This window comes from Paenibacillus alginolyticus DSM 5050 = NBRC 15375, assembly GCF_000422905.1.
In the GTDB taxonomy this organism is placed as follows: domain Bacteria; phylum Bacillota; class Bacilli; order Paenibacillales; family NBRC-103111; genus Paenibacillus_E; species Paenibacillus_E alginolyticus.
In genome coordinates this window covers 1-14,969 of the sequence record NZ_AUGY01000137.1, presented here as the reverse complement: position 1 = coordinate 14,969, position 14,969 = coordinate 1, and the positions used below count along the sequence as shown (strand labels likewise).

Below are 14,969 nucleotides of genomic sequence, written 5' to 3'. Positions count from 1 at the left end.
TTTAGCCATAGAAATATCCCCTCCAAGTTGTACTCATTTCCTTATGGTACCATAAGGTTTTTTTTGAGTGTCTACTTAAAGGGGATATTACCAGAGTCTACACGCTCTCTTATGTGCGGCTTTATTTAGTAGATAAGAAAGTATAAGTTTTATTACACTTCGCGTCATCAGTCTTGACAAACGCGCTCGTCCCAGTGGGACGACGGAGTCGTTTATCCTTGTGATCACATCCTAGTCCCAGATGACTTCCCAATTTTCATTCACGTTAGCTTCAATCGTACCGCGCTCCATGATGTATCCTGCCAATAGTTCAGCTACATCCGTCGGGATATCCTTGATGACCGGTTTATCCTGGAACATCGCATAATTGCCTCCGCCTGCAGCTCGGTAATTGTTCATCACAACATCGTATGAGGCTTCGAGATCCATTGGTTTCCCTTCATATTCCAGTTGTACGACACGCATGCCGATTGGACGGGATATATTCAATTTATAGGTTATCCCTTCCCACATATCATAGTTATAATGCGACGGCTTCGGGTCTCTAAACTTGCTGCTCACTTGAACTTCACCAACTGCTATTAACTCAAAGTATTCTGCTGACTGCTCTAACGCATCCTTGATGTCTTGTCCGGAAATCCGAATCACTTTCAGTGTATTCGGGTAAATGTAGTTAGAGACGATGTCCCTCATAGTAATATCCGATGGAAATCCTGGCGATACGTTATCAAACAGCGCAGTATTGGAAATGGCTGCTCCCGAGAGCTCCATCTGAACGCGATTGATGAACTCGATTAGCGCATTGTCCTTCAAGCGAATTTGCATGGGATCTTTGACGAGCATATCTCCGGATAGCTTACCAATGGGTTGGTCGAGCCACTCCTGTGTTTTCGCCTCATAATCACTAACAAGCTCTATTAATTTCTGATCCGCTTCAACAGCAGCCACAGAAAGCAGCTCCGATTTCTTGGCATCAATGCGCCATTTGCCATCTAGCTTCGAAAGCTCTAATTCAACTTTACCAAGCGTTACACCGGCAGTTCCTGGTTGAACAATGACGACACCATTGATTTCTACTCCCGCAATGCTTCGGTGTTGATGCCCTGTAAGCAGAACATCAATCCCTTCTACTTCCATACATAGTTGAAAGCCCTGATTTTCTCCCGTTAGAGGCTCCGTTGGCTCACCTGTCGTTAGATGTCTTTCAAATCCACCATGGTAGGAGACAACAACGGCATCCACTTGCTCATGCTCCTTGAGTACCTTTACCCATTTCTTAGCCGACTCTACAGCATCTTCGAACCGCAGACCTTCAATATGATCGGGATTTTCCCAATTCGGAATATAGGGTGTTGTCAATCCCAGAATTCCTATTCGAACTCCGTCCGTTAACTCTTTAATCAAATATGGCTTTCCTAGGAACGGTTCTCCGCTCTCCGCATCCACAATGTTGGCACATAACCAAGGAAACTTGGATTCCTGAACAGCTTTGTGCAGCACACGAAGTCCATAATTAAATTCATGATTGCCAATAACGGCCGCGTCATAATCCAAATAATTCAAACCAAGCACCATCGGGTCCATCGGTTCGTTATTCAATCTAGCATGATGATACGCGAGTGGCGTACCTTGAATCAGATCTCCGTTATCAATCACAATAACATGGGTTTCTTTCTTGCGTTCTGCGGCAATAAGCGCAGCTACTTTGGATAGTCCCACATCGTTAGGTTGATTGTTTGCATAGTGAATTGGCAGCATATTTCCATGCAGGTCACTCGTTTCTAATAGGGTTACTCTACTTTTCTGCAGCTTACTAGGTTGTGTCAAATTACCCACTCCAAGCATGTTATTTTGTAACGCACAACATATCAATTGTTAAATTAACAAATACTTCACACTATCTTCCATATATTATATGATAATGTTATAGTACATCATAGATAAAAGTAAACTATTAAACGGAGGTCAAAAAAAAGATGATGAAAAAATTTACTGTCATTAGCTTGTCCATGATCGTAGCTGCAGGTGTTCTTGCAGGCTGCGCAAAAAAAGAGGAAACAGCTCCTGCTGCATCCGCAACTACGAAAGCATCCGCTACACCGGCGGCAGCTGCAGGCTTTGTACCTAAAGAGCTTAAAGTCCAGTTCGTTCCTTCCCAAAATGCAGAGACGCTTGAAGCGAAAGCAAAGCCTCTTGAAAAACTCTTAGGAGACAAACTGGGCATCCCAGTTAAAGTTTCCGTATCAACAGATTATAACGTTGTTATCGAAGCAATGGCATCTAAGCAAGTTGATGTTGGCTTCTTGCCTCCAAGTAACTATGTTGTTGCTCATGACAATCGTAAAGCAGCAGACCTGCTTGTACAAGCAACACGTTTAGGCGTTGACGATGCAACTGGCCAACCAACGAAGGATCTAGTTGATTTCTATAAATCAGAAATTCTTGTTAAAGCCGATTCCCCAATCAAAACTGTTGCTGATCTGAAAGGCAAGAAAATGGGCTGGCAAGGTGTTACATCCGCAGCTGGTTACGTTTACCCAGGATTCGTACTGAAAAAAGCTGGCGTTGATCCAGTTAAAGATGTAACAGGCGTTCAATTCCAAGGTCATGATAAAGCGGTTATCGCTCTTCTCAACGGTCAAGTTGACGCTGTAGGCGTATTCCAAGACATTCGTACGAATATGACGAAAGATTACCCAGATGTATTCAAACAAACTCGTGTTCTTAGCTACTCTGATAAAATTCCAAATGATACAATCGCTGTTCGTTCCGATATGGATGCAGCATGGAAAAAGAAAATTACGGACGCGTTCATCGCGATCGGTAATGATCCAGAAGGTCAAAAAGTCATTTTCGATGTTTACTCACACAAAGGCTATGTAGCTTCTGATGATGCCAAATTCGATATCGTTCGTAGCGTTAACAAAGAAATGGGCTTGAAATAAGCTTAACTCTCTGTAAATAAAAATACCTCTACATGATCTTTTCAAATCATGTAGAGGTATTTTTTCGCATTCTACTCCGAACCTCCCTTGCATACTATGAATGTGGCACGTCCGTGTAAATGTTTTTTTACTTTTGCATGACAAACGTTTACCTGGACCTGTCATATATCATAGTGAGGTGAAAATTGGATGTTCGAAATGCTTATTAGCTGTAAAAAAGAAGTCTCTATCCGGTGCGGTAAAGACGAGATAAGGGGGGTTATTACGAATTATTATCCTACTTTTCGACTTTTGAAATTGAATAACATCTTGATTCCTATAGAGCTGATCGAACAAATTGAGGTATTAGAAACGGTCTTGGATTCATACACCCCATCAAAGACCCATCGTGGAAATAGGTCACTTCGCTTGGTTGCCCAAGGAAGGCACTACAGCTAAGGATTAAATAGAGATATCCCCTCAAGGAAGTTGTAATTTGTAATCCGCGAAATCCGAAAAACAAAGCCCCCAACCCGCTAAGATAGCTGGAGTTGGAGGCTTATTTTCAACTTAAATTCACTTGTAAATACTTCCTATTCCCTCATACAATGCGTTTGCGGAGTGTCCCTGAGATATAGTCAATGACTGAGACGGTGACAATAATACCAATGAGGATGATACCTACTCGCGGCCACTGCCTTGCGTTAAGCGCGAAGATGAGTGGCGTACCAATACCGCCTGCACCAATCACACCTAGCAATGTCGCTGAACGGACATTAATCTCAAAGCGATATAAGGTATACGAAATGAAGTCAGGAATGACCTGCGGCACCACGGCAAACGCCATCCGCTGCCAAATGTTTGCTCCCACAGCTGTCATGGCTTCCGTAGGTCCCATATCCATATTCTCAATGGCTTCTGCATAAAGCTTGCCAAGCATACCTACGGAGTGAAGTCCTAAAGCCATAACCCCAGCGAAGGCATTAGGGCCTACAGCTTTAATAAAGATCAAAGCCATAATAATCTCGGGAATGGTTCGTACGATACTTAAGAACAATTTCCCAGTGCCGGAAACGGCACGGAATCTGCTCATATTCGCTGCTGCCCAGAAAGCAAACGGGATACAGACAACCGCTGAAACAAAGTTCCCTAAGTAGGAAATAGATAAGGTTTCAAGCAAGGATCGAAGCAAATCTTCTCCTTCTGGGATATACACATAGGCCCAATCAGGATGTACTAAACCAGACAACATGGATTTCGTCAGAACCCAGGTCGTTGGCTGGAAGCCTGTTAACTCAAGGCCGGTTAATGCCCATATGAATAAGGCAATGACGACAATCCAACCTATGACCTTATACGTCGTTGAACGCGAAGCTGACATCGGCTTAGCGCTGCCTTTTAGCAAATAGGAACGGAATCGTGTACTGACCAAATCAATAATAACAACAACTAACAAGGTATAAATAACAATGGCACAGGCCTGATCGTAACGGAACAGATCCAGCGTGTTTTTGAGCAGCAAGCCAATACCGCCGGCTCCAACCAATCCGAGAATAGCTGAGGCACGAATACTAACTTCGAATGTGTACAATAAATGAGCCAAGTACGTAGGAGCAACCTGTGGAATGACGCCGAATCGAATGAGTTTGAGTTTGTTAGCACCAACAGCCGTCATGGCTTCCAACGGTCCGGGGTCAATTGCTTCCGTTGATTCGTAAGAAAGCTTAGATATAATACCAAAGGTGAAGAAGATTAGTGCAAGTGTACCTGCCGTTGGGCCAAAACCTACTAGAACTGCAAACAGTGCTGCGTAGAGCAGATCTGGTATGGTTCGGAATAGATTCATGATAAGTCTTGCTGGATAGAACAACCAAGGCGCTGTAGTAACATTACGAGCTGCTAGCAGTGCCATTGGGAATGCAAACAAGGCTCCAATTGCTGTACCAATAATAGACATCTGCAGCGTTTGTGCCATTGGCTTCCATATATCAGCGAAAAACAGCCAATCCGGCGGAAACATCTCGGCAATGAATTTAACAATCTCCGGAGTACCGGTAACGAGTTTCGTCAGCGTCGCATCTGTCTGATAAATACTCCCAATCAGGAAAAGCACCATGATCAGGGCAATGAGATAGATTTTCGTACGAGGAGGCTTCTTGACTGTCGCTACACTCATTCCTCCAGCACCCCCAAGAGCTCGTCTTTCTTAATCGCACGGCCATAAATCTCGGAGAATACATCATCCGTTGCTTCCGAAACGGGTCCGTCGTATACGACTTTACCTGCGCGAAGTCCGATAATTCGAGTTGCATATTCACGTGCGAGGTCAATAAAGTGAAGGTTAACGACAGTCGTTATACCAAGCTCTGTATTGATCCGCTTCAAGTCGTCCATAACTTGTCTCGTCGTTAATGGATCAAGGGAGGCTACTGGTTCATCTGCTAAAATGATTTTCGCTTCTTGTGCCAGCGCCCTCGCGATGGAAACACGCTGCTGTTGACCGCCGGACAATTCATCGGCGCGTGAATAAGCTTTTTCCCGAATATTGACTCTCTCCAGCGCTTTCAAGGAAAGTTCGATATCGTGTTTAGGAAACAATCCGAGCACTGTACGCAAGGTAGAATGATAGCCTACACGTCCGGATAATACGTTTCGAATCACGGTAGAACGCTTAACTAGATTAAAGGTTTGGAAGATCATCCCGATATCTCTGCGCATACGGCGTAATTCAGCACCGTTCGCCTTTGTTATGGATTTGCCATCGATTAATATTTCTCCATCTGTCGTCTCATGCAAACGGTTAATCGCACGCAGCAAGGTGGATTTACCTGCTCCTGATAGACCTACAATAACAACGAATTCTCCGGGATGAATAGTTAAATTAATGTCATTCAACCCAATAGTTCCGTTAGGATATACTTTGGAAATATGCTTAAACTCAATCATATAAGTCCTACTTTCTTTTACAGAGTATCTGAAGTTCAGACAGACTACTTTCAACATATTTCAGCAAAATCCTTTTTTCTATCATAACCTTTAGAAAATATTCATATTCCATTGTTATCCATAACAAAAAAGTGGTCTCATAGGCTATCAGAGACCACTTTTTCACGATGATTTATACTTTTGCACGCCAGCGTTCTTCAATCTTCATCCCTTTCCAAACCGCAATAGAAATGGCCCATGCCACCACAAACAGAGCAACTAAGATATAGCCTAATGTCCCGAAATCAATCTCCTGCAGCCACGTCCAGAAGGTCCCTTCCAACCTGAATTCTTCGGAAAGAACTTGACCTAGCTCAATCACGCCAATGATTAAAGCAGCAATGACAGCCAATGCGGTCACTGTTAAATTGTAATAAAGCTTACGTACCGGTGTATGAAATGCCCATTTGTAAGCTTTGGTCATGAACATCCCATCGGCAGTATCGAAGAGGCTCATCCCTGCCGCGAACAACAGCGGAAGTGATATGACGCCAATGAAAGGGATAGCTTCCTTCGCCGCATGGGCAGAGATCGCTAGGAGCGCAATTTCACTCGCTGTATCAAAACCTAATCCAAAGAGAAAACCTAACGGATATACATGCCAGCTTTTGCCTATGAAAGAGAAAAGCGGTTTGATCATTCGAGCAATGAATCCACGGGACTCGAGAAGCTCCTCGAACTCTTTATCATCATTGGTGCTGCCACGAAATTTCAAGAACATTTTATATAGATTAATAAGAATGAGTAAATTTAAAATGCCAATAATGACAAGAAATAGACCGGAAACCGATGCGCCGATAACGCCTCCAAAACGCTGCATCCAAGGAAGCTCACGCGCTGCCCATTGCACGGAGAATGCCGTCACAATGGCCATGATGAAGACGACAGAGGAGTGTCCCAATGAAAAATAGAAACCAACACCTAATGGATTCTTCTTCTGCTGAACAAGCTTGCGTACGGTATTGTCGATTGCCGCAATATGGTCAACGTCGAAAGCATGCCGCATCCCTAATGTATAGGCAAGGAGCCCAATCCCCCAAAAGGCAGGCGTCATTTTCGCTACACTATATAACCCTAATAGTCCAAATATATGTAGAAGGACGATCACAACAACGTATCCAGCCCAGCTTCTTCTCTGCGTTAGAATTGATTTCCACATGATTAATTGGCACCCTGCCTTTCTTTTCGTGTTACGATTTACTAATAATGTAGCACACGTGTGCATGACTTGAGAAGTACCTCCCTTATTTTTTGTGAAGAAATCTAATACATATCTGATATAATAGAAACCGTTCCAAAGATGGACGACGGAAAGGAATGGATCGGCCCCTATGTCTCTTCGTATTTTCAAGCTTTTTACGATTGTAGTGCCTGTTCTCATCATTGGCGGCTTTGAATATATTCGTCATGAATTTCTACTCAATTATTTAACCATGGAAGCTGGTAATTTCACGATTACCATCATTACTTTGCTGCTTTCCTATCTCTTCGCTTCGTGGATGTTTCAAAGTATTGAGCGCAGCAATGAGAAAGTGACAATCGGTGAAGCCCGCAGAGCTGTCTATGAAGAACGCGAGCGTTTGGCCAGAGAGCTGCATGATGACTTGGCTCAAACCCTTTTCTTCCTTAATGTGAAGTTGAAACAGGGAGATTTAGAAGAAGCCAAAGCAGCAGTGTCCGAAATCGATAACTCGCTGCGACAAGCCATTTTCAATCTAAGAACACCACCAGAGGATGGAACTAACTTCCAGCAGCGCATCCATAAATTTCTGGAAAATTGGCAATTGGTGACGGGTGTTGAACTTCGTGAGCAGTTAACTGTGGAAGAGAACAGTTTCTCTTCTGGAGAAGAAGTTCAGCTTTTCGGCATTATACAAGAAGCGTTCACCAACATACGCAAGCATTCCATGGCAACGCAAACTTCAATTGTTCTGGAAGCTCATCCTGAGGCATGGCGGCTACAAATTACCGATAACGGAAATGGGTTGGACCGCGAAACATCAAAGGGCAAGACTTATGGCATTGAATTAATGCAGAAGCGTGCGGCCGAGCTAGGCGCATCTTTCGAGCTTAAGATGAAGGAACAGGATGAGATGGCAACGGGAACTACACTTTTGGTACAAGCAGATAGGAGGAAGATCTAATGCTGAGCAATCAGCCGTTCCGTGTTCTCATCGTAGACGATCATCCGCTGGCTAGGAAAGCGATTCGCAGCATGCTGGAGCCTGTCTCCGACTTCTATATTGTGGGGGAAGCAAGCAGCGGTGAAGAAGCTATTCTTCTTTGCAGCGAGGTCGCGCCTGATGTGGTTTTGATGGATATCCATATGTCTCCTATGGATGGACTTGAAGCAACGCGGCGCATTAAGCAAGCCTACGGGGCTATTCGCATCGTCATGCTTACCGTGTCCGATGATGTAGCCGACCTCTTCACAGCGCTGCAATTCGGAGCTCAAGGCTATTTGTTAAAAAACATGGACCCCGACGAATGGCTCACTTACCTTCGCGCACTGCTGGACGATAATTCAGAAGCTGCCAGGGGGATGGCGGATAAGCTTTTCCAAAGGTTCCGCGCCCCCATGGGTACGTACACAGAAGGCCCGACACCGAGTATGTTGACCTCTCGTGAACAAGAAATTACGGCCTATGTTGCCTCAGGGGATAACAACCGGCAGATTGCAGAAAAGCTGCTGATATCTGAACATACGGTTAAAAACCACATGAAAAATATACTAGTAAAGCTTGGACTCGAGAATCGTGTTCAGCTCACCGCATTCGCCATTAAGCACGGATTGACACGAAAAGGACAAAACTAGTCGAAAAAATAGCCCAGTCGAGTCATACTCTTATGCTTGTCGATCAGGTAATATGGACAACATGATAAGAGATAACTTGAAGGGGGAACACGTTTTATGTTTAAAAAACTGATGTTAAATGCAGGTATTATGTTGATTGGCTCCATGCTTCTCGCGGGAATCGCCAGCGCCCACGTTGTTGTATATCCAAAGGAAACCACACAAGGCAGCTATGAGAAATTTACGGTACGTGTGCCTTCAGAGAAAGACATCCCTACTGTGAAAGTAGAAGTGAAATTCCCAATGGATGCTGTAGCGGTTTCACGTTTCGAGCCCAAAGCAGGTTGGACCTACGAGCTAGCCAAAGATAGCGCTGGTAAAATCACAGGTGTCACTTGGAAAGCAACCGGAGATGGACTGGCTAGTACGGAATTCGGTGAATTCAATATGCAAGGCAAGGTAGCCGATGCGGCTACTGAGATCGTGTGGAAAGCCTATCAAACTTATAAAGATGGCAGCGTAGTTGAATGGGTTGGCGCTAATGGATCTGACAAGCCCGCTTCTGTAACGACAGTTAAAGCCAAAGCTGCAGGCGGAGCAACGACAGATAGCCACGGACAGGTAACGGCAGGCAGTGCTGCAGCCGGTGGCACGTCATCCAACACTTCCCTCTACCTATCCATTGCTGCAGTCGTACTTGGAGCTTTATCTCTGATCGTGTCGCTTACAAAAAAGCGTAAATAATAAAAAGGCCTTGAGCTCTCTGTGAAAGTAACAGATAACTCAAGGCCTTTACTTATTTACGCTTAAGCTTGTTTTCTTTGGTAGATTCGGAAGTAGTACTCGTAAGGATTTTTCTCATTCCGTTCGCCTTGCTCACTGGACACCAACGTCCAATCGGACAAGTCTAGTTCTGTCATAAACGTATCCGCTTCAAACTCATGCTCGATGTGCGTAATGTACATGCGGTCCGCGACGGGAGTAAACAGCCGGAAGATTTCCGCCCCGCCTATAACGAACAGTTCCTGATCACGGAAGCCGTCCACCGCTTCTTGCACGGAGTGAATGACCTCACAGCCTTCCGCATGGAACTGCGGATTTTGAGTGAGAATGATGTTACGTCTGCCCGGTAATGGCTTGCCAATAGATTCATATGTCTTCCGCCCCATAAGAATAGGGTGACCCATCGTCACGGATTTGAAAAACTTCAGATCCCCGGGTAAATGCCACGGCAGTTTATTATTCACTCCGATGGCTCGGTTGCGATCCATTGCAACAATAAATGAAATACTCATGCAGGAGCCCCTCCCTTCTTCACTTGCTTTTTATACAGCCACAGGTGCTTTAATCGTTGGATGCGGATTGTAATCCAGCATTTCAATATCACTAACATCGAAATCAAAAATAGAAGCGACATCCTTGTTCAGCTTGAGCGTTGGCAGTTCTCTCGGCTCGCGGCTGAGCAATGTTTGAATTTGATCCATATGATTCGTATAAATATGAGCATCTCCGATCGTATGGACGAACTCACCGACGCCTAGCCCGCATTCATGGGCAATAAGATGTGTCAGCAGTGCATAGCCAGCGATATTGAAAGGGACACCGAGGAATGTATCTGCGCTGCGTTGATATAATTGGCAAGACAGCTTGCCATCCGCCACATAAAATTGAAACAAGGTGTGACAAGGCGGAAGCGCCATACTGGGTATGTCCTCCGGATTCCATGCGGATACGATGAGACGACGAGAATCAGGGTTCGTTTTGATCATATGAATAACATCTTTGAGCTGATCAATCGTGCCTCCCTGCGTTGTCGTCCAATCCCTCCATTGTTTGCCGTAAACATCACCTAACTCGCCGTATTGCTTGGCAAATTCATCATCCTCGAGCACCTTTTTCACAAACGCATCCATTTGCTCATCATATTGAAGCTTGAAGTTCTCGTCTTGCTGTGAGCGTAACCCGAAATTACTCATATCCGGTCCGGAATAGTCCGCGCTCTCCACCCATTTCTTAAAAGCCCATTCATTCCATATGTGGTTATTATGTTGTAACAGATAACGAATATTCGTATCACCTTTAATAAACCACAACATTTCACTAGCGATTAATCGAAAAGGCACTCTTTTCGTCGTCACCAAAGGAAATCCTTCCGAGAGATCGAAGCGCATCTGTCTGCCAAATACTGAAATAGTCCCAGTCCCCGTTCTATCTTCCTTTTTCGTACCATTGGCAAGAATATCTTGTAATAGTTCCTGATAGGCTTTCAAGCTTACGAACCTCCATCTCTATGTTACGCATGTATTCATCTATTTTACCCGCATAGTGTCCATTTGGCTACCTGTCTTCCATCGTGAAAATGTTGAAACTTTCATATGAAAGAGGGTCTCTCCACGAAATTCCAATAGCGGCGAGGATGCATTTTGCGTGCGTATATGGTACATTTCTAATGAAAAATACAAGAGGTTCGCAAACTCCCTCTCTAAAAAACTATGAAATGAGGAACCACCCATGTCAGCAGGTAGAAGCAATGAAGATTTGAAAGAGATTACCTTATTAGGCAATCAAGGAACCAAGTATGTGTTCAACTATGATCCCACTTTATTAGAAGCATTCGATAACAAGCACCCGAACAGGGATTACTTTGTTAAGTTTAATTTCCCTGAGTTCACTAGCTTGTGTCCTGTAACCGGACAGCCTGATTTTGCTACACTCTACATCTCCTATATTCCGAACATTAAAATGGTGGAGAGCAAATCACTTAAGCTTTACCTGTTCAGCTTCCGGAATCACGGTGATTTCCACGAGGACTGCGTGAATATTATTATGAATGATTTGATCGAGCTGATGGCGCCTCGTTATATCGAGGTTTGGGGCAAATTCACCCCGCGCGGCGGCATTTCTATCGATCCTTACTGCAACTGGGGTCAACCCGGTACGAAGTTCGAGGCGATGGCTGAGCATAGATTGATGAACCATGACCTCTATCCGGAAAAAATTGATAATCGCTAATTAGCAGCATATATGCATTAAGCCTAGTCAGTCCCAAGGGTAATTGGGATTGGTTAGGCTTTTTTTGCTGCTTATTTAGACACAAAATGAGTTCGATGTCCTATGGCTGTCCTAAGTTTGCACAGCTAGAATGGGAGATACAGCAGGTTAGGAATAAGCCTGACTGAACCTCATGAGGAGTTGAACACGATGGGACGATGGAAGGCAGGCGCAGTAGGTTTCGTTTGTGGAGCCGTGTTTTTCTCCGGTCTTACCTACGCAGCATCAGGTGCAGTTGGCATTGACGTTTATTTTCGCGATATTCGCTATTATTTTGACGGGTTGAACAAGCAGCCCGCATCTGATTTACAAGGATTCATTTATAAAAATACGACTTATGTGCCGCTGCGCTTCCTGTCTGAAGCATTGGGTAAGCCCGTCGCTTGGGAGGATGCGACCAGCTCCATCTATGTCGGGGACAAGCCTAAACAGCCGCCTGTGCCGACAGATGAGCATGCTGCTTTGCAAGTATTCCCCAAGGATAACCCTTGGAATACGGACATATCCAAGTATCCGGTTCACGCAAACTCTGCAGGGTTCATCGCTTCGATCGGCTTGAATACGAAGATGCATGCCGATTTCGGGACGGTCTGGGAGGGTGCTCCCATTGGAATTCCGTACACAATCGTAGATGGCAATCAACCCAAAGTGAATGTTACCTTCACAGATTACGCTGACGAAAGTGATCCGGGTCCTTACCCCATTCCGGCGAATGCCCCGATAGAGGGAGGTTCTGCTAGCGACGGAGATCGTCATGTTCTCGTGGTGGATAAAAGCAACCATCTGCTATACGAGCTTTACAATGCACGTTTTACAAGTGAAGGGTGGACAGCTTCGAATGGTGCCAAATGGGATCTTACATCCAATGCTCTAAGGCCGAAATATTGGACTTCAGCAGACGCAGCGGGCTTGCCTATTTTCCCGGGACTCGTTCGATATGAAGAAGCCGCCACAGGTGAAATCAATCATGCACTGCGATTCACCGTACAAAAGACGCAGCGCGGGTTCATCGCCCCCGCCACTCACTACGCCTCAAGCAGTACGGATCCCAACCACCCGCCAATGGGACTAAGGCTGCGGCTGCGAAGCGATTTCGATGTCTCTGGCTTTTCACTCACGAATCGGGCCATCCTTTGCGCGCTGCAGAAATACGGCATGATCGTCGCTGATAACGGCAGTAATTTGTACCTCAGCGGTGCGCCGAATCCGAATTGGGATGACGATGACCTGCACAACCTCGGCATGCTGAAGGGCAGCGATTTCGAAGTTGTTGACACCGGCAAAATCGAGAAATAAATTTATTTAAGCTGGTAGAATAGTCCGTTTGAATCGGACCATTCGGCAAAAAGGACCCGTTCATGATGGCTGATTCCACTCAGTTGCAGAAGCTGCTTCAGCCATTCCGGGTCACGGCCAAGGCGCCCCAGTGCGGCTTCATTGATACTCCCATTCTCAATAATACTCTCCGGCAGACAGACCCTTTTCTTCGGCGAATTTGCCTCCCCGTTATTCAGGCTTGCCGGATCATTCTGGCGGAGCACGCTGATGCTCCCATTCGTCTCGAACAGCGCATAGGCGACTTCCCTCATAGAGAACACATCATTTTCCCGCAGCAGCATACTAAGCTGACCAAAGTCTAGATTGTTGCGCTTCATCGCCTTAAAGTCGATAATCCCATCACGGATCAGCAAATCGGGAGTTCCGGTTGCGTAGCGAGAAATCCAAGGGACAGTCCAGATAAACTTCTCAAGGGCAAGGGCAAGCAGTGTCCAGACTACAAGTGCGAAGACGAGATGGCTAAGATGCACATTTTCATCATAAATCGTATTTCCAACTAACTCACTGAGCATTAAGGAGGAGACAAAGTCAAAAGCCGTAAGCTGAGAGATCTCTTTCTTCCCCAGAAGCCGTGTCATGATCAGCAATCCAACCAAGGCAACAACCAACTTTACAGCTATGCTTACATACAGGGTAAATTCCATCATCATCACTCCCAGACCTGTCACTTACAATGGTATGACTCCTACAAAGGCAAAGTGATTGTGACAGTCGTACCGACGCCTTCCTCACTTTCGTAGTTCATTTCCCCATTCATCGTTTCTATAATCCGAATGCTAACCGCTGTCCCTAACCCCGTTCCAACATCTTTCGTTGAATAGAACAAATTACCGATACGAGAGAGCTGCTCTTTTGTCATTCCTTTACCATTATCTATAACCTTAATTTCGGCTCGGCCAACCAATCTTTTTAAGCTTACCTTTACCTCTCCGCCCGCAGGCGTCGCTTCGATGGCATTTTTAATCACATTCACCAAGGCTTGCTGCAATTGACCCCGATCCGAAAAGATATAAATATGATCCTCGAGACTGACCGTAATCTCAACACAATTCTTCATCGCCATTGGCGTCAGAAGCACAATAATGTTGTTTAATACATCAGAAAATGAAAAAGATTCTAGTTTGGTTAGTTTAGGCTTGGAAAAATTCAAGTAATCATTAATAATCGATTCGGCTCTCGCTAGCTCTTCCATTGCGATGTTCAGGTATTGTTGATTTTTCCCTTGCTCGTTCGGACGCATAAGCTGCAAAAACCCTTGAACAACCGTTAAAGGATTACGAACCTCATGGGCAATGGAGGCAGCTAACTCGCCTAGCGTTTTCATTTTTTCCGCTTTTTGAATTTGAACTTTCATTCTAAATCGTTCTTCATGTATTTCTTGCAGCAGTGATGATAACCAGGTTCCTAACACTAGGAGAATGCCAAAAGAGAGCATAGCAGGAATTATAGCTAAATCAAACGTTTCAAACCCTTTGTAAAGAGACACATAGCTCATCAAAATAAGCAGCATAACCATTAAAGGACTTAGCGAAACCAAAATAGCTGCCTTTATTCGTGAGCTTCCTGTAAATCCTTTGATCTTGAAAGAAGCTACAAAGGGGATAATGAAACTGAGTGTCATACTAATGTAGCCAAATAGAAGCGCATCTCCACCAAGATAAGTACGCATCAGCAATATCATCATATAATTAACAATACCTGCTAAAGGTCCCCAATAGATGCTCGAAATTACGAGAGGAACATAACGTAAGTCCCAATACAAATCTAGTTCGTAATAAGAAAATTTGATTATCCAGTTAGCTCAGGAATGTCTTTAAATACGAACTAATGTTTGGTATAATGAAATCAAACATATGTTCGGGAGTGATTTTTATGGC

General features: G+C 44.7%; 14 protein-coding genes and 1 riboswitch. Of the genes, 6 read left to right on the top strand and 8 right to left on the bottom strand.

The annotated features are described in order from the left end of the window. Nucleotides 1-231: 231 nt before the first annotated feature. Complete coding sequence (locus G519_RS0135230; RefSeq protein ID WP_268633750.1) at nt 232-1,827, bottom strand: bifunctional metallophosphatase/5'-nucleotidase; 1,596 nt, start codon at nt 1,825-1,827, stop codon at nt 232-234. A gap of 149 nt (nt 1,828-1,976) precedes the next feature. Here G519_RS0135230 and G519_RS0135225 point away from each other — a divergent pair, with 149 nt between their 5' ends. Continuing rightward, on the top strand, nt 1,977-2,945 hold the full coding sequence (locus G519_RS0135225) for a phosphate/phosphite/phosphonate ABC transporter substrate-binding protein (RefSeq protein WP_029198598.1): 969 nt from the start codon (nt 1,977-1,979) through the stop codon (nt 2,943-2,945). A 580-nt stretch (nt 2,946-3,525) separates the two neighbouring features. Here G519_RS0135225 and phnE read toward each other — a convergent pair. From phnE to G519_RS0135205, 3 genes are all read right to left on the bottom strand, one after another. After that, on the bottom strand, nt 3,526-5,100 hold the full coding sequence (phnE, locus tag G519_RS53805; protein WP_084160505.1) for a phosphonate ABC transporter, permease protein PhnE: 1,575 nt from the start codon (nt 5,098-5,100) through the stop codon (nt 3,526-3,528). Further along, nucleotides 5,097-5,870, bottom strand: coding sequence for a phosphonate ABC transporter ATP-binding protein (gene phnC, locus G519_RS0135210; RefSeq protein WP_029198595.1), 774 nt, complete (start codon nt 5,868-5,870; stop codon nt 5,097-5,099). Before phnC ends, phnE begins: the two co-directional genes overlap by 4 nt. Nucleotides 5,871-6,042: 172 nt before the next feature. Continuing rightward, nucleotides 6,043-7,068: a HoxN/HupN/NixA family nickel/cobalt transporter gene (locus G519_RS0135205; RefSeq protein ID WP_036635080.1), complete on the bottom strand. Its 1,026-nt coding sequence runs from the start codon at nt 7,066-7,068 to the stop codon at nt 6,043-6,045. Nucleotides 7,069-7,240: 172 nt separating this feature from the next. On the opposite strand from G519_RS0135205, the gene G519_RS0135200 reads away from it, so the two are divergent. The 3 genes from G519_RS0135200 to G519_RS0135190 all read left to right on the top strand — a co-directional run bounded on the left by G519_RS0135200 (nt 7,241) and on the right by G519_RS0135190 (nt 9,447). Further along, nucleotides 7,241-8,053: a sensor histidine kinase gene (locus G519_RS0135200; protein ID WP_029198593.1), complete on the top strand. Its 813-nt coding sequence runs from the start codon at nt 7,241-7,243 to the stop codon at nt 8,051-8,053. Then, nucleotides 8,053-8,724: a response regulator gene (locus G519_RS0135195; protein WP_036635079.1), complete on the top strand. Its 672-nt coding sequence runs from the start codon at nt 8,053-8,055 to the stop codon at nt 8,722-8,724. The genes G519_RS0135200 and G519_RS0135195 overlap by 1 nt, the downstream gene beginning before the upstream one ends. A 96-nt stretch (nt 8,725-8,820) precedes the next feature. After that, the gene (locus G519_RS0135190; RefSeq protein ID WP_029198591.1) at nt 8,821-9,447 is read left to right on the top strand and encodes a YcnI family copper-binding membrane protein; all 627 of its coding nucleotides are present in this window, start codon (nt 8,821-8,823) and stop codon (nt 9,445-9,447) included. Nucleotides 9,448-9,509: 62 nt separating this feature from the next. Here G519_RS0135190 and G519_RS0135185 read toward each other — a convergent pair whose 3' ends face one another. Together G519_RS0135185 and G519_RS0135180 are read right to left on the bottom strand one after the other, a co-directional pair. After that, complete coding sequence (locus G519_RS0135185; protein ID WP_029198590.1) at nt 9,510-9,998, bottom strand: dihydrofolate reductase; 489 nt, start codon at nt 9,996-9,998, stop codon at nt 9,510-9,512. 30 nt (nt 9,999-10,028) lie between these two features. After that, the gene (locus G519_RS0135180) at nt 10,029-10,973 is read right to left on the bottom strand and encodes a thymidylate synthase (RefSeq protein ID WP_029198589.1); all 945 of its coding nucleotides are present in this window, start codon (nt 10,971-10,973) and stop codon (nt 10,029-10,031) included. Between the two features lie 186 nt (nt 10,974-11,159). After that, nucleotides 11,160-11,203: riboswitch (PreQ1 riboswitch) on the top strand. Between the two features lie 11 nt (nt 11,204-11,214). On the opposite strand from G519_RS0135180, the gene queF reads away from it, so the two are divergent. Continuing rightward, the gene (gene queF / locus G519_RS0135175; protein WP_029198588.1) at nt 11,215-11,715 is read left to right on the top strand and encodes a preQ(1) synthase; all 501 of its coding nucleotides are present in this window, start codon (nt 11,215-11,217) and stop codon (nt 11,713-11,715) included. Between the two features lie 189 nt (nt 11,716-11,904). Beyond that, nucleotides 11,905-13,050, top strand: a complete 1,146-nt coding sequence (locus G519_RS46155) for a stalk domain-containing protein (RefSeq protein ID WP_051253974.1) — start codon at nt 11,905-11,907, stop codon at nt 13,048-13,050. A 2-nt stretch (nt 13,051-13,052) separates the two neighbouring features. Here the strand turns inward: G519_RS46155 and G519_RS0135165 are convergent, their stop codons facing one another. Together G519_RS0135165 and G519_RS46150 are read right to left on the bottom strand one after the other, a co-directional pair. Beyond that, nucleotides 13,053-13,760, bottom strand: a complete 708-nt coding sequence (locus G519_RS0135165; protein WP_244280329.1) for a DUF421 domain-containing protein — start codon at nt 13,758-13,760, stop codon at nt 13,053-13,055. A gap of 17 nt (nt 13,761-13,777) precedes the next feature. After that, nucleotides 13,778-14,854, bottom strand: a complete 1,077-nt coding sequence (locus tag G519_RS46150) for an ATP-binding protein (RefSeq protein WP_084160504.1) — start codon at nt 14,852-14,854, stop codon at nt 13,778-13,780. Between the last annotated feature and the right edge of the window lie 115 nt (nt 14,855-14,969).